Genomic DNA, 18,244 nt, shown 5'->3' with positions numbered 1-18,244 from the left:
TCCTACGGCTGCCCGGCCTGCAACGCCTTCCACGCGACCGTGGACCAGATGCAGACCGAGCTGCCGTCCAATGCGACGATGGCCTTCCTGCCGGTGTCGTTCAATCCGGCTGAGAACTTCCCCATGTTCCAGCGTGCTTACTACGCCGCCGAGGCGCTAGGCGTGTCCGCCAAGGGCAATGACGCCATGTATGACGCGGCCTGGAAGACCAAGGAGCTGAGTTCGGAAGCCCCCAACGGCGGCCTCAAGCCCTCCAATGCGCTGCCCACCATCGACGACGCGGCCAAGGTCTACGCCAAGTTCGGTGCCGATCCGAAGGAATTCGTGGCCGTGGCCAACTCGTTCGCGGTCAACACCAAGATGAAGCGCGCCGATGACCTGACGCAGAAATACGGCGTGACGCAGACCCCGACGATCATCGTCAATGGCAAGTACCGTTACACGGTCGGCATGGCCGGCGGTTATCCGCAGGCGATCGAGCTGGCCAAGTGGCTGGTTTCCAAGGAAGCAGCCGGCAAGTAAGGCGATCAGGGACCGTGGCGAACCGAACCGGTATCGACGCGGTCCATTCCCTGATCGATCCGGCGCCCCAAAGACTTTTGATGGAGAAAGGTTTCATGTTCAAGCGTTTTGCCCGCCTGCGTCTGCTCACCCTGGTCGGCGGCCTGCTGCTTGCCAGTGCGTGCACGGCCTCCAATTCCGGCGACGCCGCTGCGCCCTACACCGACGGCTCCGAATACGTCTCGCTACCGGCACCGAACCAGCGCTACAGCGATACTGGCAAGGTGGAAGTCGTCGAGGTGTTCTCCTACGGCTGCATCCATTGCGCGCATTTCGCCCCCAAGGCCGAGGAGTTGCGCAAGCAGTTGCCGCCCGGGGTTGAATTCAAGTTGCTGCCGGCCGCCTTCAGCGACGAATGGCTGCCCTATGCCCGCGCGTATTACGCCGCCAAGAAGCTCGGCGTCGTCGATCAGACCCACCTGGCTCTGTTCGATGAGAAGTTCAACCAGCACTACCCGATCTCCACACTGGAAGAACTTGCCGACTTCTACGCCCGTCATGGCGTGGATCGGGCCAAATTCCTGCAAATCGCCAGTTCCGATGAGGTCACCGCGCAGATCAAGAAAGATGTCGCGCTGATGCAGAAATGGGGCATCACAGGCACGCCAACCATCGTGGTCGACGGCAAGTACCGCAGCAATGAGGTCAAGACGCTCGACGAACTGGTCGCCATGACCCAGTGGCTGGTCAAGCGCGAACAGAACGGCGGCAAGTAAGCGCCCGCACGCGGGACGGCGGAGGCCGTCCCGCGCTCGCCTGGGGCCACCTTGACGCCTCGATCACTCGATGATGGCAATCGTCATCGCATCATCGGCACGCTATGACCATGGAACGCGCCCCGCAACCGCCCGAACGTCGCCTGCGACTGCTGAGCTGCAACATCCTCGCCGGCGCGAGCGTGCAGCGCTACAGCGAATACTTCACGCGCTCCATCAGCGCCGTGCTACCCGGGCGCAGTAAGCTGGACAATCTCGACCGCCTGGCCGAGATGTTGCCGCAGTTCGACGTCATCGGACTGCAGGAGGCCGATGCAGGTAGCCTGCGCTCGGGCTTTCTCAACCAGACGCGCTACCTGGCCGAAACAGCCGGCATGCCCTTCTGGAGCCACCAGCCCAATCGCCCGATCGCACGCGTGTCGCACACCGCCAATGGATTGATCAGCCGCCTGGAACCAACGGAGGTGCTGACCTACCCATTGCCCAGCCGGGTTCCAGGGCGGGGCGCCATGCTGGCCCGCTTCGGCTCCGGCCCGGCATCGCTGGCAGTGATGATTGCGCATCTGTCGCTGAGCGCCGTGGCACGCGCGCGGCAGTTGGGTTTCATCGCCGAAGTCCTACAGGATTTCCCGCATGCCGTGCTCATGGGCGATCTCAACACCGAAGTGCATAGCGCGGAGATGCGGCACCTGTTCAACAAGAGCTCGCTGCAACCGCCAGCACAGGCAATGCCAACGTTTCCAAGCTGGAAACCGCGCAAAGCACTCGATCACATCCTCACGTCCGAGGCGATACATCTGGACAGACTGTGGGCCTTGCCGCAGGCATTTTCCGATCATTTGCCGGTTGCCGCGGAGATCCGCGTGCCGGCCCACATCGGTCTGCCGGACGGTCGCTGACCCTAGCGACTGTCCGTACAAGGCTCCAGCACATACACTGCGCGGATGAATGGCGCGTTCCGTATCTCCCTTCCCTGGCTCGTTATCCTGCTCGCCGGCATCGCCGCCGCGCTGGTGCGTTATCTGTTCATCGAACCGGCCAACCTGGCGCACCTGTGCGATGACGGCAACGGGCCGGCCTGGTGCGGCTTGCGCCAGGCAATCGTGATTGCTTTCTACAGCTATGGCCTGGGCTATGCCGCGCTGGCCGCCACTGCGCTTGCGCTGGCCTGGAAGCATCCGGCAGCCGCCAGCCTGGCTGCCGCTCTGGGTTTCATCGCTCTGGTCATGTATTGCTACGAGGCCGGTGCCCTGGCGCTACTCGTAGGCAGCCTGCGCCTGATCCGGTTGCAGGCGACTGGCTTGGTACCAGCCAATCAGCACGGGCGCAGCCATGGCCGCGTTCAACAGCAGCCATAACCAGGTCGATGGATTGAGCCCGAGCTCCTGCGCCACCACCACGGCAGCAAGGGCGGGCAGCCAGAACGCCATGAAACGTTCTTCCACCATCGGCATGCCTGGGCGGTGGGCTCGATCAAGCCAGCCCAGCAAGGCATAGCCAATGCAGGGCAAAGCGAACAGGCCTAGCGGAAAATCCCGGTAGCGGCCGTCGAATACCAGCAGCAGACCCAATAGGCACAAGGCGAACATCCAGCCAGCGCGCCACCAACGCAGGCGCAGGCCATATGGTGATGCCGTGCCAGTCATGCGCGCCACGATCCGACGTGCGAGCATCCATCCGGTCACCAGCGCCAGCACGCACGCCGCGATGGAGATGGCCCACTCCAGCAGGTTGCTACAGGCATAGATCATCTGCCGATACTGCCAAGCCAGCGCCGTGCCGGCGCCAAAGCCCATCAGCAGCCAGGCCAGCCAGCCGGCACCACCGCGCCATGATCGACGCCACGCTCCGACCAGTGCAAACAGCAGCGAACCGGCCACGCCGGCAAGCAATCCCCAGCGCCAGTGCGACTCCTCCACCACCGGCCCCTTCATCGGAAACTTCGGCTTAGCATTGACGTCGTAGATGCCCCAGTAACCACCGACCGTGCCTTCCTGCGCGCGCTTCCACGGCTGGTCGAAGGTCTCGATCACGTTGTAGGGCATATCCACGCTGTTGGCGTAGACCAGGAACTCGCGCAAGTAACGCGCTTCATTGACCAGGCTGGCGCGCGCGTCGCGTCGCGGACGGCCGGCGCTGGGCCAGCCGGTTTCGCCGATCATCACCTGACGCCCGGGAAACGATGCCTTGACCTTCTGGTAGACCTCGGCGACGTGGCGAATCGCATGCTCCGGAGGCACGGGATTGTCTTCCCAGTAAGGCAGGATGTGGATGGTCAGAAAGTCGACCGCCTTGGCCATCTGCGGATAGCGCAGCCAGAATTCCCACACATCCGCATACGTCAGCGGCACCGAGGACGGCACCTGCTCGCGTACTTGTTGCGCATAGGCGGCCAGCGCCTTGGGCGACAGCTCACCACGCAGCAATACCTCGTTGCCCACCACGATGCCTCGCAGCACCTGGGGATGTGCCTTGGCCGAGGCAATGCCCATGCTCACCTCGCGCGCATTGTCCTTGAGGTCGCGTCCGAGCCAGATGCCCATCAGCACCTTCATGTGATAACGCCCGGCAATTTCCGGCACCTTGTCCAGGCCGTGGCTTTGCGAATAGGTGCGGATGCAATCGAATCGCTGCGACAGCGCTTTCAGGTCCGCATCGATGCGCTCAGGGCTGATCACGGCTTTCAAGTCGAACGGCGTCTCGCCCGGTTCGCGGAATGGCGCATACGATACGCAGGCGATGCGCGCGCTCGGCGCATCAGGCAATGCCACCGGCCGCCCGATCGCCCACCACCACACCGCACCGGCGATGGCCACCAGGCACAGGACCAGCCAGGCGGGCCATAGGGCACGGAAGGAAGGTGGCGTCGGCGTCATGGGGTATCCGTGGGTGGCGCGGGCGAACGCGGAAGTTTAGCAGGTGCTTTGGGGTGAGGCCGGCCGCTAAGGCGGCCTGTGAGGGGCAACAGCTGAAAGCCTGAAGTCTTACTTAGTGCCCTGCTTTTGCACCTAACCCCTCACAGCAACGCGCAGCGAGTGGCCTCACAGGCCGTGCAACAGCCGGCCTCACGCCTCATTCATCACTGAGTCGCGTCCCACCACTTATCGTGTCCGCTTCACCTCGCCCGAACAGCATCACTGAAGGATTAGTCATGTCCGAGCTCGTCAAGCCCCGGCGTTTCCATCGCCTGATCCTGCTGGCCGCCGGTTGGCTGCTGACGGCTGCCAGCCTGCACGCGGACGAGCCCAGCCAGGCACAGCGCGATGCGTTCCGCCAGGCTTATGCCACCGCCCAGCAGGGCGGCGATGGCTGGCGCGCACAGGCGCAAGGCTTGTCCGGCTACCCGCTGTATCCCTACCTGGAAGCCGCCGCGCTCACGCATGACTTGCGCCAACTTGATCGCGCGGCGGTGGAAAGCTACCTGAGCCGCTATCCGGACATGATTCCGGCCAGCGACCTGCGGCGCGACTTCCTGCTCGAACTGGCTCGCCGCAAGGATTGGGACAACTTCCTCGCGCTGTACCAGCCGGGCATCAACGACACGCTCACCTGCGATGCCTTGCAGGCACGCCTTGCCAAAGGCGGCAAGCTCGATTTCGACAAGGACCTGACCGCGCTGTGGGCCAAGCCGAGCCTGCCGGCCAGTGCCTGCGATCCCGTGCTGGGCGAGGCCTTCAGCCAAGGCCTGCTGACCTCCGCGCGACTGTGGGAGCGCATCGACCGGGCGGCCGACGCGAACCAGCCGGGCACCATCGCCACCCTGGCCAACTGGCTGCCTGCCAACGAACAACAGGCTGGTCAGCGCCTGGCCACGGCGCTGCGTGATCCGGCCAGCGCGGTCAATGCTGCGGCGACCTGGCCCGACACGCCACGCCATCGCCAGGCCGCCATGCTGGCGCTGCAACGCCTGGCGCGCCGCCAGTCCACCACGGCCGACCAGGCCTGGCAGAAATTGCAGCATCATTTCAATTTCAGCCCTGCACAGCGCGGGCGCATCCTCAATGCACTGGCGGTATTCCACGCCACCGATTTCGACGAGAGTGCGCTCGATCGCCTTGCCGCGCTGCCCGCCGACGCGCAAACCGATGCCAGCCGCGAATGGCGGGTCCGCGTGGCGCTTTCACAGCAGAATTGGAACGCCGCGCTGGCTGGTATCGCCGCCATGACGGCCACGCAACGCGACGATGGCGAATGGCGTTGGTTCAAGGCGCGCGCGCTCGAAGGACTGAACCGCCACGATGAAGCGCTGCGAGTGCTGCAACCGCTGTCGCGCGAATCGACGTTCTTCGGCTTCATGGCGGCCGACCGTCTCGACACCGGTTATGCCATCTGCCCGCAGACACTGCCGGCCAACGCGCAGCGCGAGCAATCGCTGATGGCGAACGCCGGCATCCAGCGTGCATTCGAATTGTATTTCGTCGGCCTGCCCAAGCTGGCGCGGCGCGAATGGTCGCGTGCGCTCGATGGCGCTGACGCGGACACGCTGCGCCAGGCAGTCGACCTGGCCTACCGCCGTGGCTGGTACGACCGCGCGGTGTTTGCGCTCAACAGCGGGGAAGCGTTGCGCTATTACGAGCAGCGCTTCCCGCTGGCCGGACAGGATGGCCTCGTACCGCAGGCACAGCAGGCCGGTATCGATCCGGCCTGGGCATACGGCATCCTGCGTGCGGAAAGCGCATGGATGAGCGATGCGCGCTCAGCTGCCGATGCACGTGGCCTGATGCAGCTGCTGCCGGGCACGGCGGCCAATGTCGCCAAGCGCAACGGCCTGCCGTGGAGCGGCGGCGACAGTCTCTATGATCCCGTGGTCAACGTGCAGTTGGGCACGCGCTACCTCGCGCAGATGGCCGCGCGCTTCAATGGCGCGCCATGGCTGGCCAGTGCGGCCTACAACGCCGGCCCGGCACGCGTGGATCAATGGCTTGCCGCACGCGGCAGCCTGGCGCCAGATCTGTTCACCGCCACCATGCCTTTCAAGGAAACCCGCGAGTACGTGGCACGCGTGATGGCATTCGCGGTGATCTACGATTGGCGCATGAATGGCACCGCCGTGCCGTTGTCCGATCGCATGACGGCCATCGGCTCGGCTTATCAGTTGCCCGGCAGCCAGACACGTCGCCGCGTGGTCGGCTGCCCGGTAGCCGCCACGCCGGCCAAGGCCGAATCCAATGGCGCGCCAGCCGCCAACGAGATGCCCCCTAGCGCCACGTCGGCGCAACCGGCACCGGCAGCCACTTCACCCTGAGTCCAGACACGAGCCTCGTGAGAGCGAGGAGCGACTTCAGTCGCCAAGCCATCTGCGATCCAGTCGCAGATGGGGGCTTTTAAGACCTCCAAGCCGCGACCTCGTCGCCATTCGCATCGCGACTGAAGTCGCGCTTACGGACAGGCGGGGGCTCGCGTGAGCGCGCCCGATGCCATCGATGTGCGCGACGCTGGCACAATGCAGCCATGCAAACCTATCTCGTCGGCGGCGCTGTCCGCGATGCCCTGTTGAATCGTCCCGTCGCCGACCGTGACTACGTCGTGGTCGGTGCACGCCCGGACGACATGCTCGCTGCCGGTTACAAAACCGTCGGCAAGGATTTTCCCGTCTTCCTGCATCCGCAGACCGGCGAGGAATACGCGCTGGCGCGCACCGAACGCAAGACAGGTCCGGGGTATCACGGCTTTGAAATGCACGCCGATCCCTCTGTCACGCTGGAAGAAGACCTCGCGCGTCGCGACCTGACCATCAATGCCATCGCGCGCGACCAGGACGGCAAGCTCGTCGATCCCTTCGGCGGCGCCAGGGATATCGAACAACGCGTGCTGCGACATGTATCCGATGCCTTTGTCGAAGATCCGGTGCGGCTACTGCGTGTCGCGCGCTTCGCTGCGCGCTTTGCGCCACTTGGCTTCACGGTCGCCGAGGAAACCATGGCGCTGATGCGCCGCATGGTCGCCAACGGCGAAGTCGATCACTTGGTTGCCGAACGCGTCTGGCAGGAAACCCGCAAGGCGCTCGGCGAGCCACGACCTTCGGCCTTCCTGCGCGTGCTGCGTGACAGCGGCGCACTGGCCGTGCTGTTTGCGGAGCTCGACGCTCTATACGGCGTACCGCAGCGCGCGGAGTTCCATCCGGAAGTCGATACCGGCATCCACGTCGAAATGGTGCTGGACATGGCCGCCAGGCTCGCGCCCGGCAATGACCTGGTTGGCTACTGCGCACTGGTCCATGACCTGGGCAAGGCGCTGACGCCGCACGACATTCTGCCACGCCATATACAGCATGAAGAGCGCGGCGTGGCACCTGTTCGCGCCCTGTCGGCACGCCTGAAGGTGCCGGCCGAACACGCCACCCTGGCCGAAGCCGTGTGCCGGGATCATCTCAACGCGCACCGTGCGTTCGAGCTCAAGCCCTCCCGCGTGTTGAAGCTGTTCACGGCCATGGATGCCCTGCGCCGTCCCGAACGCCTGGAGGTATTCGTCATCGCCTGCGAGGCCGATAAGCGTGGCCGTCTGGGCCATGGGGACGAGGCCTATCCGCAAGCCGATTATCTACGCCGCGCACACGCTGCCGCCGCCGCGATCAGCGCCGCGCCCTTTGTTGAAAGGGGCCTTTCCGGGCCGGCCATCGGCTCGGCCATGGAGCGTGCCCGCATCGAAGCTATCGACAAGGTAAGGGCCGACCTTCTCCCGCACTGAAAAGTGGCTCCCAGTAAGGCAAAAGAAAGGTATTGCGAAGCGACCGGGTGTATAAAAACCGATCATCTGTCATCGGTCGGTCGTGACGGGTTCCATCTTGCCGCCTGGAGTCGCCATGTCGACATCTTCCCCGTCTACACCTTTACGCCAGCGCTTTCAGCCACTTTGGTGGCTGGGCATTGCCTATGTCGTGCTTGGCGCCGTCACCCGCATCGCGCTGCTGGTGATGTCGGGCAAGGGCGTTCCGCCCAATCCGCTTTATTACCTCTACGCGTTCGGCATCGGCCTGGGCTACGACCTGGTGACCCTGCTCTACGTAGCATGGCCGCTGATGCTATACCTGTGGCTCATGCCGGTTCGTGCCTATGTGTCGCGCGCTGGTCAGTGGGGACTTTACCTTTTAGGACTGATCCTACTTTTCGGACTGATGTTCGTAGCCGCGTCCGAGCTGACGTTCTGGAACGAATTCAGCACGCGCTTCAACTTCATTGCGGTCGACTACCTGGTCTATACCACCGAGGTGATCGGCAATATCCGCGAGTCGTATCCGATCGGCCGCTGGATCAGCCTGTTGGCGCTGGCGACATTGGCGATCGTGTTCGTGACACGGCGCGGGCTGCGGGCCAGCGACGGCGGCACGCGCTTCCTGCAACGCGGCAAGGTGGTACTGGTCTGGCTGGTGCTCACCGTATTGTCGACCGTTGCGGTCAAGGGCACCTTGAAGGATCGGCTGGACAACGCCTACGTCAACGAATTGTCCGGCAATGGCATCTATGAATTCTTCGCCGCGTTCCGCAGCAGTCATCTGGACTACACACGCTTCTATCGCACGCTGCCCGAAGACCAGGCCTTCCGCGACGTGCGTGCGATGATCAAGACGCCCGAGGCCACCTACCTCAGCAACGACCCGCACGATCTCACCCGCGAGATTCGCCACGCCGGCCCGGAAAAGCACCTCAACGTCGTGCTCATCAGCGTGGAAAGCCTATCAGCCGACTTCATGCAGCATTTCGGCGCCAGCCACGGCAACATCACACCCAATCTTGACGCACTGGCCGAACAAGGCATGTTCTTCGACAACCTCTATGCCAACGGCACGCGCACGGTGCGCGGACTGGAAGCCTTGTCGCTGTCGATTCCGCCCACACCCGGCGATTCGGTCATCAAAATGCACAACAACGAGAACCTGTTCTCGCTGGCAGACATCTTCAACGACCGCGGCTACCAGTCCGACTTCGTCTACGGCGGGTACGGCTACTTCGACAACATGAACTATTTCTTTGCGCACAACGGCTATCGCACCGTTGACCGCAACGATATCGGCAAGGACCAGACCATCCACCACGAAAACGTGTGGGGCGTGGCCGACGAAGATCTCTACACGCTTGCACTCAGGCAGATGGACCAGATCCATCAGAACGGCAAACCGTTCTTCCTGCACATCATGACCACATCCAACCATCGCCCGTTCACCTTCCCCGCTGGACGCGTGAAAGAGCGCAACGGCACGCGTGAAGGTGCGGTGGCATACACCGACTGGTCGATCGCCGACTTCATCAACCGCGCGCGCAGCAAGCCGTATTTCGATGACACGGTGTTCGTGATCACCGCCGACCACTGCGCCTCCAGCGCCGGCCGCAGCAGCGTGCCCATCAACCGGTATCACATTCCGCTGCTGATCTATGCGCCCAAGTACATCCAGCCACAGCACGTGAAGGCACTGATGGGGCAGGTGGATATCGCACCGACCGTGCTGGGGCTGCTCAATTTCAGCTACCGCAGCCGCTTCTTCGGCGCCGATATTTTCCAGTTGCCGGAAGGACAACGCCGCGCATTCCCGGCCACGTACGAGAAGCTGGGCTACCTCAAGGGCGACGTGCTGACCGTGCTGGAACCGCAACGCAAGCTTGAGCAGGTGCACCCGGATTTCGACAGCGGCGATGCCACGCCGATCACGCCCATCGACAGCAAACAGGTCGATCAGGCGACGGCGTTCTACCAAGTGGCTGCCACCTTGTTCAAGAACGGCAAAATGGTTCGCCGGCCGGAAGACAGCACGCCGGTTCAGCCAGCGGCAGCCACCAGCACCCCGGTACCCGCAGCCGCCTCGACGGTGCATTAAACGGCAGGCATCGCTTACGCTAACGCCTTTGGGGATCAGACAGAGGCGTTAGCGTGGCTTGGCGGCAACATCCCTTCTGGCGTACTGGCGGCCTGCTCGTCCTGATCTGGCTGCTTTTGAACCTGCCAACCTTGCTGGCCGGCCGCATCCTTCCGTGGGACGCCATCGACCAGTTCTATCCCACGGTCTATTTCAACGCACACAGCCTGCGCCACGGCATCGCACCGTGGTGGAATCCGCATATCTACGCAGGCTACCCACAGATCGCCGATCCGCAAGGCATGCTGTTTTCACCGCTGCTGATGGCATGGATGATGATCCCTTCCGTCCCGGGTGCGAACTGGTTCGCCTGGGGCGTGCTGCTGCACGTACTGCTCGGCGGTTTCGGCGCTTACGCCTTCCTGCGCCGGCAGGCTGCCAATCGATTCGGCGGACTGGTCGGCGCGATGGTCTTCATGGCCGGTGGCGTGGCCGCATCCCGGTTGGAACACGTACCCATCGTGCTGGCTTATAGCTATGCCCCCTGGGTCCTGGTGGCCATCCGCGAACTGGCCGAACGCCCTCGCTGGAAAAGCGGCCTGCTGCTTGGCCTGGCCGCCGGCATCATGCTGGTGCACATGGTGCAGTTGAGCTACCTGCTGGCCTGGGTGGCGCTGGCTTATGCGCTCGCCACGGCCGTAACGCGCTGGAAGCACTACCCGGCTCGCGAACGACGCCAATGGGTGATGAGCGCCGGACTAGCCGCCCTGGTCGCCGTTGCCATCGTGTTGCCACAGCTGTTGCTGACCTTCGCGTTCACCATGCTGTCCAATCGTGCGGAACTGCCGTTGAGCGCATCGCAGACCGCTTCACTCGACGCGCGTAGTTTCCTCACGCTCTTGCTGCCCAATGCACTGCATGCCTTGCGCGGCCACTACGACGGCGCATCGTCCATCGTCGAGGCCTATCTGTACCTGGGTGCTTTGCCGTCACTGATGCTGCTGGGCCTGCCCGGGGCGTGGCGCCAGCCCCGGCAACGCCGGCACCTCATGTTCTTCGGTGGCGTTGCGCTATTGGCCATGCTCTACATGATGGGCACGCACACGCCGTTCTATGGCTGGCTGTATGCAACGCTTCCTGGCATCAAGCTGTTCCGGCGGCCCGCCGATGCGGCCTATCTGCTCAACATGGCGTTCGCGTTCGCCATCGGCTGGTCGGCCAGTTACATCGATCGCGCCTCACCGCGCGCTATCGGCACGTTGCTGCTCATCGCATTCACGTGGCTGCTGGTATCAAGCGCGGCCATGCGTGGCGATGGCGCCAGCTGGCAGCCGTGGACATTGGCCGCCGCGCTGGCTGCCCTCATCGCCTATGGTTGGCTGCGCTGGAAACCGCGTGATGCGGCAAGGATCGGATTGGTCCTGTTGCTGATCACGGTGGTCGACTATCGTTGCTTCAACCTCAACGGGCATTTCAACGAGAACAGCGACACCGCACGAGCCTTCCTGCGCAACGACACGGCAAACCGACTGGCCGCGCTGCTGCCACCCACCGAACCCCTTCCACCGCGCATCGAACCCATCGATGCCAGCGTATTCTGGGACAACCTGGTCGTACTGCGCGGGTTTGAATCCACCCAGGGCTACAACCCGCTGCGTTATGCCTTGTACGACCACTGGTACGGCGCACGCGACAATGGCAACCTGCCGCGAGTCGCTACCGCGTTCAACACCTCGCCCGCCAGCGCGCTGACACGTCTGCTGGCGGTGGGTTATGTGGTGCGCAATACCGATGGCCGACCGGAATGGACAGCGCCCATCGGCTATGAGCGTATCTTTGTCGGCTCGCATAGCGAGATATGGCGCAATACCCGCGCCTACCCGCGACTGCTCACGCCCGACCACGCCACGCTCGCCAGCGCGATAACACCCGACGACATCGACAGCAACGACTATTCCAGCAACGTACTGCTCACGCCGCGCGATCGCACCGATGACGCCTTGGCACATCAAGACCAGGCACGCTGCACGGCGTCACTCCACGCCGTGCCCATCGAAGCCACACCGACGCAGCTGACCGTGCATACCCAATCATCCACCGGCCCAGGCTGGCTGGTGCTGAGCGAACTGGATTTCCCGGGCTGGAGCGCCGAAGCCAATGGCACTCCCCTGCCGATCCATCGCGCCAACGGCATGTTTCGCGCGGTGTGCGTCCCGGCGGGCGAACAGACCGTCAATTTCCGCTTCCATCCCTGGGAGATGGTCGCGACTGCGTGGCGACAGAGCCTGAGGTCGCGTTGAGTGCGCCGCAGGAGTGAGGAGCTAGGAGCTAGGAGTGAGTAGCAAAAGCGCGATGTTGAAGGGTGCCGAGATATGGCAGCCTTGCAACATGAAAACTAAAGCACGCGATCGGACTTGCGCTCTCACTCCTCACTCCTAACCCCTCACTCCTGACCCTACAACCGGCCACCCCGATCCGCGGCCAGCAGTTCGGCAGGCAATGGCAGTGTGTCCATGCCGCGCACCAGCAGCAGCACCTGGAATCGCTCGCCCATCTGGTCGGGCAACATCAGGCGCTTGACCTCCTGGGCCAGCCGATAGCGCTGCATGTCATCGGAAGCCTGCGCATAAGCAATCTCGAATGCCTGCTGCAGGCCGGCAGCCACCAGGAACGATGACTGCGGCAGATAGGCCGCCACGTCGAAGCCGGCGCTGTTGCCGGCCTCGGCCAGCGCGGTGAAGTCAACGGAAGCGGTGAGATCGTTCAAGCCAGGCAGGTAGAAAGGCTCGTTGTGCACGTGGTGACGATAGAAAGCGCGCAACGTGCCATCCTGACGTTCCGGCAGGTAGAACTCGCTGCGCACATAGCCATAATCGACAAACAGCATCACACCGGCCTGCAACGAGCCGGCGACCGCCTGAACCCAATACGGCAACTGCGGCAGGATTTCAGAACGGTATCCGTCCTCGAATGTCGCACCGAGATCACGCTCGACGTGCCGCACCGCACCGGCAACCAGCGTGTCGGCCGGCCGATCCACGCGCACCAGCCGCCCATCGCCATCGAGCGCAACATGCTCCTCGTAGACCTCGCCATGACGCAGCGTGAAGCGTGTCGTAGGCAACGCGTCGATCACTTCATTGGCGAACAGCACACCGCGCCAGGCATCTTCCGGGGGGCGGTCAAGCCACGTCACCCGCGCAAAGACCTCGTCACGCAAGGTCGCGTGCAGGCGCTCACGTTGTCGCTCGCGCAAGTCGGCGCTCGGTTCGAGAATCAGGTAACGACGCGGCAGCGCCCGAGCCTGGTCCAGCGCATCTAGCATGACCTGTGCGAAGGCACCGCTGCCACCGCCCAACTCAAGCACATCGGCCTGCTCGCCCAGTGCAGCAAGCACCGGCTGCACCGTCATCGCCACGCAGCGCGCGAACAACTCGCCCAGTTCCGGCGCGGTGACAAAATCCCCCGCCTCACCGAACTTGGTCTTGCCCGCGCTGTAGTAGCCAAGTCCCGGCGCATACAGGCACCGTTCCATGAACTCGGAAAACGGGAGCGGCCCGTGTGCGGCGATGCGCTCACGCAACAAGCTTAACAGGCGATCGGAGTGTTCACGCTCCTCGATGGAGGGTTCGGGCAGGCGGGTGCTGTGGCTGGGATTCATGGCGGCAAGGATACCGCCTGGCGTCAGGCTTGGGGGTTGGAGATGGGTGCTGGAGGCGCATGAAGGCACGTTGCCGCAAGCGACGAACCCACGATGGCATCGACGCAAGCACACAGCTTGCGCCGGTCGCACGGGCTAGCGCCCCACCGCCCATCTCTCGTGCTCAACGAAAAAAGGGCGCAAACCTTTCAGCCCGCGCCCTTTCCTGCTTGACCAGGTCAATCGATCAGAAGTCTTTCTGCACACTCAGGTACAGCCCACGACGTGGGCCGAACTGGGGCGCACCCACGCCCACGCCAGTGCCGTCGCGCAGTTCGTACGTGCGATCGAGTGCGTTGATCACCGCAAGCTGGGTATGCAGCGGGCCGGTGCTCTCGAAGTTGAAGTCATGCGACACGCTGAGATTCAACTGGAAGTAGTACGGCAAAGACAGCCCATTGGGCACGTCGCCATCCGAACGCAGGCCGCTGCCGAAGATGTAATCAGCGCCCACCTTGGTACCCTGCGCCACTTCGTAGCTGATGCCGCCCGAAGAGGTCAGTTTCTGGTCGTGATCGAGGTGGATGTAGTTGTTGTAGATGTACGCCAGGTCATCCGGATTGAAGTTGTACTGGCCGGTGATGATGCGCTTGCCCATGGCACGGTTGTAGGCCATGTTGAAATACGCCGAGACCGGACCCTGGTCGTAGTTGGCGGTGAATTCCACGCCACGGATGCGACCGAACTCGTAGTTGAAGTTGGAGTACACCAGTGCCGCGCCAAACTGGCCTTCATCCTGCAAGCGGCTGACCTTGCGATAGTACGCATCCAGGCCCAGTGTCAAAGGACCGATGTTCTGCGAGATGCCCGCATCGTAGTAATCGGAGCGCTCCGACAGCGCGGTGTTGTTGCCGTTGCCGGGAAGCTGGTTGGTGGTGCCATTGAACTTGGCGATATTCGTGGTGGAAATCACTTCGGTGGCCGGCGGCACGAAGTAACGCGAATAGCCGGCGTGGATCGTGGTGTCGGGCGTTGCCTGGTACACCACGCCCACGCGTGGGCTGAGCTGACTTTCGTCGCGGAACAGGTGGTACTTGTCGCCGCGCACGCCGTAGTTCACCGTCCATTTGTCGCCAATACTCCACTCGTCCTGCAAGTAAGCGGAGTAGGTGCGGGCGATCAAGCGGCTGCCATCGAGGATGTTGATCGGCGTGGTGCTGGTCTGGTTGCCGTCATCGTCGGCCGGGAACACCCAGGAGTTATTGGCGATGTTGCCGTGCTCGAATGAACCGTAGATGCCATAGCGCAGCGTGTGGCTGTCACCCAGCGGCGTAGAGAAATCCGCCTGCAAAGTGCTGGCGCGGTTGTTGCGGTTGATGTTGGCGGCAATGCCATTGAACATCAGGTCGCCAACGAAATCCGGAGAGAACCCGACGCTGCTGTAGCGCTGGCCGGCAGAGATCTGGTAAGCGGTCTGGCCGAACTTGCCTTGCAGCGCCAGCACGCCGAAGCGGGTCTTTTCCTGCTGCTGCTCGTTGAGGTTGGCCGAGTTGAAATCCACCGTATCCAGGTAACCGAACTTCGGCTCCTGGCCAGGATTGTTCGGGATCTCGAAGCGGCTGTTGCTCACGCCGAACATGAAGCTCAGGCGCGTGTTGTCATTGATCAGGTACGAGATATCACCGAAACCCTTGACCTGGTTGGTGTGGTCGTGGACCGGCTTGCGACTTGCCGTTGGATTCTCGATACCGACATCGTTTTCCAGGTAATTAGCGGTGAGGAAATAGCTCCAGCGATCGCTGCTGCCCCAGATCGATGCATTAGGGTTGAGCGTGCCAAACGAGCCGCCCATGATGCCCACGCTGCCGCCATTGCCAAGCTCATGTCCGCTCTTGGTGGTGATGTCCACCACGGCGGCGGTGCGCAGGCCATACTGGGCCGGCAGCGCACCATCGATCAGCTTCACTTCCTTGATCGTGCGCGCATCCAGGGTCTGGCCGAAACCGGAGATCGACTCGGGGATCAGCACGCCATTGACACGGTATTGCAGGTTGGCGTGGTCGCCGCGCACATGCAACTGACCGTAGGAATCCTGCACCACGCCCGGGGCCTGTAGCAGCACCTGGTTGACCGGCGTGGAGGTGCCCAGCGGCAGCGCCTGGATCGACTTCTCGTCGATCACATACTGACTGCTCCCCGTATCGGGCGACAGCGAATTGCGCGCCCGGTCCAGCGCGGCGGACACATCGATGGAGCTGAGGTTCTGCACCTTCGGCGCCGGCTTGTTGCGAGAGGCCTGCGGGGTGTCATTGTCGGCCCCCTGGGCGTTGGCGACGACGGGCGCATCGGCGGCAAACAAGGGGGCGGCCCCCAGCGCGGCAGCCAGGCTCAGGGCGAGCAGGGAAAGTTTCATGGGGCAATCCAAGGTAACGGTAAACGGTCGGGGACGGCTTGTTATTTTCGATACGTTATAACATTGCCATTACGCCGCAACCAGTGCCTGCCCCAGAAGTCATGCTCCCTGCACGCAAAAATTTGCGCCGCCCCGTGGCCGTCATCAGGCCAACTTCACCTGCCATCCATAGACTGAAAACCTGTCGCCCTCCCTTCAGGGAGGGCCTCCCCTGGAGAGACCATGGCAAAACGTTCAGCAAAGGAAGGCGCCGGCGACCAACTGCCGGCCGTCATCGAACCGGCCGATCAGAGCCGCGTGACCCGGGCCATCCTGGATTTCGTCAGCCAGATTCCCGATAGCCACGTCGCTGGCGCCAAGGACCCGGAAACCGAAGCGCGCCGCCTGGCCAATCGGGCTGCGCAACGCGCAGCCATCACCTCCGGCTCCCTGGCCCTGCCTCCTGGCCCCCTGGGCTGGCTGACGGTGCTGCCCGAGTTGATCGCGATCTGGAAGATCCAGGCCCAGATGGTCAGTGACATCGCTGCGGCCTATGGCAAGCACACCGAGCTTGGCCGCGAACAGATGCTGTGGTGCCTGTTCCGCCACACCGCCGCCCAGGCATTCCGCGACCTGGTGGTACGCATGGGCGATCGGCTGCTGTTTCGGCGTATGTCTTATGCCGTGGCCGAACGTGTGGCCAAGCGCATCGGCGTATCGATCACGCAGCGTGCCGTGGGCAAAGGTATCTCGCGCTGGCTGCCGATCGTCGGCGCATTGGGCGTGGGCGCCTATGCGTATTACGACACCGGACAGGTCGCCAAGACCGCCATCGACATGTTCAGTGGGCGCATCGATACCGAGGGCCAGGCGGACGACGCCGAATTCGGCACGCACGCAAAAAAAAAGTCCCCTGAGCGCGCCGTAAGCAAGGCAGTCAGCCGCACCGTGCGCAAGGTAGCCAGCGGCGCGAAGAAAGCAACCAGGAAAGTGGCTGGCAAGGGCGCAGCCTCGGCCAAGAAAGCCGTCAAGAAAGCGGTCAGCAAGACCGCCAAGAAGACGAGTGCGAAAAAAGCGACCAAGCCCAAGGCATAAGGGCTTAACGCTCGCCCGTCTTTGCGGCAAGCTGTGACCGATCTCACCGCAGGAAAACCGGTCATGAACGCACCCCACGAACGCCCCGTCGCCCTGATCACTGGCGCCGGGCGCCGCGTGGGTGCTGTCATTGCGCGCGTATTGCACGGGGCCGGCTACGACCTGGCATTGCACTATCGTCGATCGAGCGACGAAGCACATGCACTGGCCAGCACGCTGGAGGCGTCCCGCCCAGGTAGCACACTGTGCGTGCAAGCAGAGCTCGCACAACTCGATCACCTGCCCGCGATGATCGAGGAAATCCTACGCTGGCGAGGCCGACTCGATGCCCTGGTCAACAATGCATCGGCGTTCTATCCCACACCCATCGGCAGCGCCACGCCCGCGCAATGGCAGGAATTATTCGCATCCAACGCGCAGGCTCCATTCTTCCTGTCGCAGGCCGCAACATCCGCGCTGCGCGAGCGCAGCGGTTCGATCATCAACCTCGTGGACATCTACGCCGAGCGCCCCCTGGCCGATCATCCGATCTACTGCATGGCCAAGGCGGCCCTGGAAGCCATGACGCGCTCACTCGCGCTCGACCTGGGCCCGGCCATTCGCGTCAATGGTGTCGCACCCGGCGCGGTGATGTGGCCCAGTGACGGCAAAGCGTATGACGACAAGCAGGCCGTGCTTGCACGCACGCCACTCAAGCGCGCCGGCAGTCCGGACGATGTAGCCAGCGCCGTGCTGTGGCTTTTGCGCGATGCGCCGTTCGTCACCGGCCAGATCATCCGCATCGATGGCGGACGCACCTTATCGGTTTGAATTCGTTCCTACAAGGTGAGCCATCGCCACCATCATGACTTTTTTGAATACCCCTCCATACAAAAAAACACCCTGAAATTCAGGGTGTTTTTTTCCAACGCGTCCTAAAGACTTTTCGCACGAAATATGCGATGTTCGGCGCGTCGCTCGTGCTTCACCCGAAACACGAATCACGAGCGACACTGCGTCAAGCAGAAGACGCGAGCCGAATGGGGCGCAACCCAGACGGCCCGCTAACCACA

14 protein-coding genes are annotated in these 18,244 nt (G+C 63.1%); 10 read left to right on the top strand and 4 right to left on the bottom strand.

Translation table 11 applies throughout. The features are described from left to right. From VF436_RS03685 to VF436_RS03670, 4 genes are all read left to right on the top strand, one after another. Positions 1-522 (top strand): thiol:disulfide interchange protein DsbA/DsbL (locus VF436_RS03685; RefSeq protein ID WP_330902630.1); only part of this gene is annotated, 522 nt, incomplete at its 5' end. A 95-nt stretch (positions 523-617) separates the two neighbouring features. Continuing rightward, positions 618-1,277, top strand: a complete 660-nt coding sequence (locus VF436_RS03680; protein WP_330902629.1) for a thiol:disulfide interchange protein DsbA/DsbL — start codon at positions 618-620, stop codon at positions 1,275-1,277. Positions 1,278-1,381: 104 nt separating this feature from the next. After that, entirely contained in the window at positions 1,382-2,176 is a 795-nt protein-coding gene (locus tag VF436_RS03675; protein WP_414649808.1) for an endonuclease/exonuclease/phosphatase family protein, read from the top strand. A 45-nt stretch (positions 2,177-2,221) separates the two neighbouring features. Further along, complete coding sequence (locus VF436_RS03670) at positions 2,222-2,635, top strand: hypothetical protein (protein ID WP_330902627.1); 414 nt, start codon at positions 2,222-2,224, stop codon at positions 2,633-2,635. Here the strand turns inward: VF436_RS03670 and VF436_RS03665 are convergent. Continuing rightward, positions 2,534-4,153 (bottom strand): glycoside hydrolase family 17, encoded by a 1,620-nt coding sequence (locus VF436_RS03665; protein WP_330902626.1) that lies wholly within the window; start codon positions 4,151-4,153, stop codon positions 2,534-2,536. The genes VF436_RS03670 and VF436_RS03665 overlap by 102 nt on opposite strands. Before the next feature lie 275 nt (positions 4,154-4,428). Between VF436_RS03665 and VF436_RS03660 the strand changes: the two genes are divergently transcribed. From VF436_RS03660 to VF436_RS03645, 4 genes are all read left to right on the top strand, one after another. Then, positions 4,429-6,522 carry a transglycosylase SLT domain-containing protein gene (locus tag VF436_RS03660; protein ID WP_330902625.1) on the top strand — a complete coding sequence of 698 codons (2,094 nt, stop codon included), beginning with the start codon at positions 4,429-4,431 and terminating at the stop codon, positions 6,520-6,522. 206 nt (positions 6,523-6,728) lie between these two features. Beyond that, entirely contained in the window at positions 6,729-7,964 is a 1,236-nt protein-coding gene (locus VF436_RS03655; RefSeq protein ID WP_330902624.1) for a multifunctional CCA addition/repair protein, read from the top strand. 115 nt (positions 7,965-8,079) lie between these two features. Then, positions 8,080-10,086, top strand: coding sequence for an LTA synthase family protein (locus VF436_RS03650; protein ID WP_330902623.1), 2,007 nt, complete (start codon positions 8,080-8,082; stop codon positions 10,084-10,086). A gap of 53 nt (positions 10,087-10,139) precedes the next feature. Then, on the top strand, positions 10,140-12,365 hold the full coding sequence (locus tag VF436_RS03645) for a hypothetical protein (protein WP_330902622.1): 2,226 nt from the start codon (positions 10,140-10,142) through the stop codon (positions 12,363-12,365). A gap of 155 nt (positions 12,366-12,520) precedes the next feature. Here VF436_RS03645 and VF436_RS03640 read toward each other — a convergent pair whose 3' ends face one another. Together VF436_RS03640 and VF436_RS03635 are read right to left on the bottom strand one after the other, a co-directional pair. Further along, positions 12,521-13,726 carry a class I SAM-dependent methyltransferase gene (locus VF436_RS03640; protein WP_330902621.1) on the bottom strand — a complete coding sequence of 402 codons (1,206 nt, stop codon included), beginning with the start codon at positions 13,724-13,726 and terminating at the stop codon, positions 12,521-12,523. A 226-nt stretch (positions 13,727-13,952) separates the two neighbouring features. Next, positions 13,953-16,118, bottom strand: coding sequence for a TonB-dependent receptor (locus VF436_RS03635; protein WP_330902620.1), 2,166 nt, complete (start codon positions 16,116-16,118; stop codon positions 13,953-13,955). Positions 16,119-16,340: 222 nt separating this feature from the next. Between VF436_RS03635 and VF436_RS03630 the strand changes: the two genes are divergently transcribed. Further along, on the top strand, positions 16,341-17,192 hold the full coding sequence (locus tag VF436_RS03630; protein ID WP_330902619.1) for a hypothetical protein: 852 nt from the start codon (positions 16,341-16,343) through the stop codon (positions 17,190-17,192). Between the two features lie 63 nt (positions 17,193-17,255). Continuing rightward, a complete protein-coding gene (locus VF436_RS03625; protein ID WP_330902618.1) occupies positions 17,256-18,002 on the top strand; it encodes a pteridine reductase in 747 nt (248 codons plus the stop codon). Here VF436_RS03625 and VF436_RS03620 read toward each other — a convergent pair. Next, positions 17,991-18,244 (bottom strand): hypothetical protein (locus tag VF436_RS03620; protein WP_330902617.1); only part of this gene is annotated, 254 nt, incomplete at its 5' end. The genes VF436_RS03625 and VF436_RS03620 overlap by 12 nt on opposite strands.

The sequence above is a fragment of the Dyella sp. genome (assembly GCF_036384435.1).
Classification (GTDB): domain Bacteria; phylum Pseudomonadota; class Gammaproteobacteria; order Xanthomonadales; family Rhodanobacteraceae; genus GSA-30.
Note: the sequence above shows the minus strand (reverse complement) of the source record. Positions and strands in the feature narration are given on the sequence as shown.

Excerpts from the sequence above, each read along its gene's own strand:
- VF436_RS03650 (WP_330902623.1), top strand. The coding sequence starts at position 8,080 with ATGTCGACATCTTCCCCGTCTACACCTTTACGCCAGCGCTTTCAGCCA.
- VF436_RS03680 (WP_330902629.1), top strand. The coding sequence starts at position 618 with ATGTTCAAGCGTTTTGCCCGCCTGCGTCTGCTCACCCTGGTCGGCGGC.
- VF436_RS03635 (WP_330902620.1), bottom strand. The coding sequence starts at position 16,118 with ATGAAACTTTCCCTGCTCGCCCTGAGCCTGGCTGCCGCGCTGGGGGCC.
- VF436_RS03630 (WP_330902619.1), top strand. The coding sequence starts at position 16,341 with ATGGCAAAACGTTCAGCAAAGGAAGGCGCCGGCGACCAACTGCCGGCC.
- VF436_RS03625 (WP_330902618.1), top strand. The coding sequence starts at position 17,256 with ATGAACGCACCCCACGAACGCCCCGTCGCCCTGATCACTGGCGCCGGG.
- VF436_RS03640 (WP_330902621.1), bottom strand. The coding sequence starts at position 13,726 with ATGAATCCCAGCCACAGCACCCGCCTGCCCGAACCCTCCATCGAGGAG.
- VF436_RS03660 (WP_330902625.1), top strand. The coding sequence starts at position 4,429 with ATGTCCGAGCTCGTCAAGCCCCGGCGTTTCCATCGCCTGATCCTGCTG.
- VF436_RS03675 (WP_414649808.1), top strand. The coding sequence starts at position 1,382 with ATGACCATGGAACGCGCCCCGCAACCGCCCGAACGTCGCCTGCGACTG.
- VF436_RS03670 (WP_330902627.1), top strand. The coding sequence starts at position 2,222 with ATGAATGGCGCGTTCCGTATCTCCCTTCCCTGGCTCGTTATCCTGCTC.
- VF436_RS03655 (WP_330902624.1), top strand. The coding sequence starts at position 6,729 with ATGCAAACCTATCTCGTCGGCGGCGCTGTCCGCGATGCCCTGTTGAAT.
- VF436_RS03665 (WP_330902626.1), bottom strand. The coding sequence starts at position 4,153 with ATGACGCCGACGCCACCTTCCTTCCGTGCCCTATGGCCCGCCTGGCTG.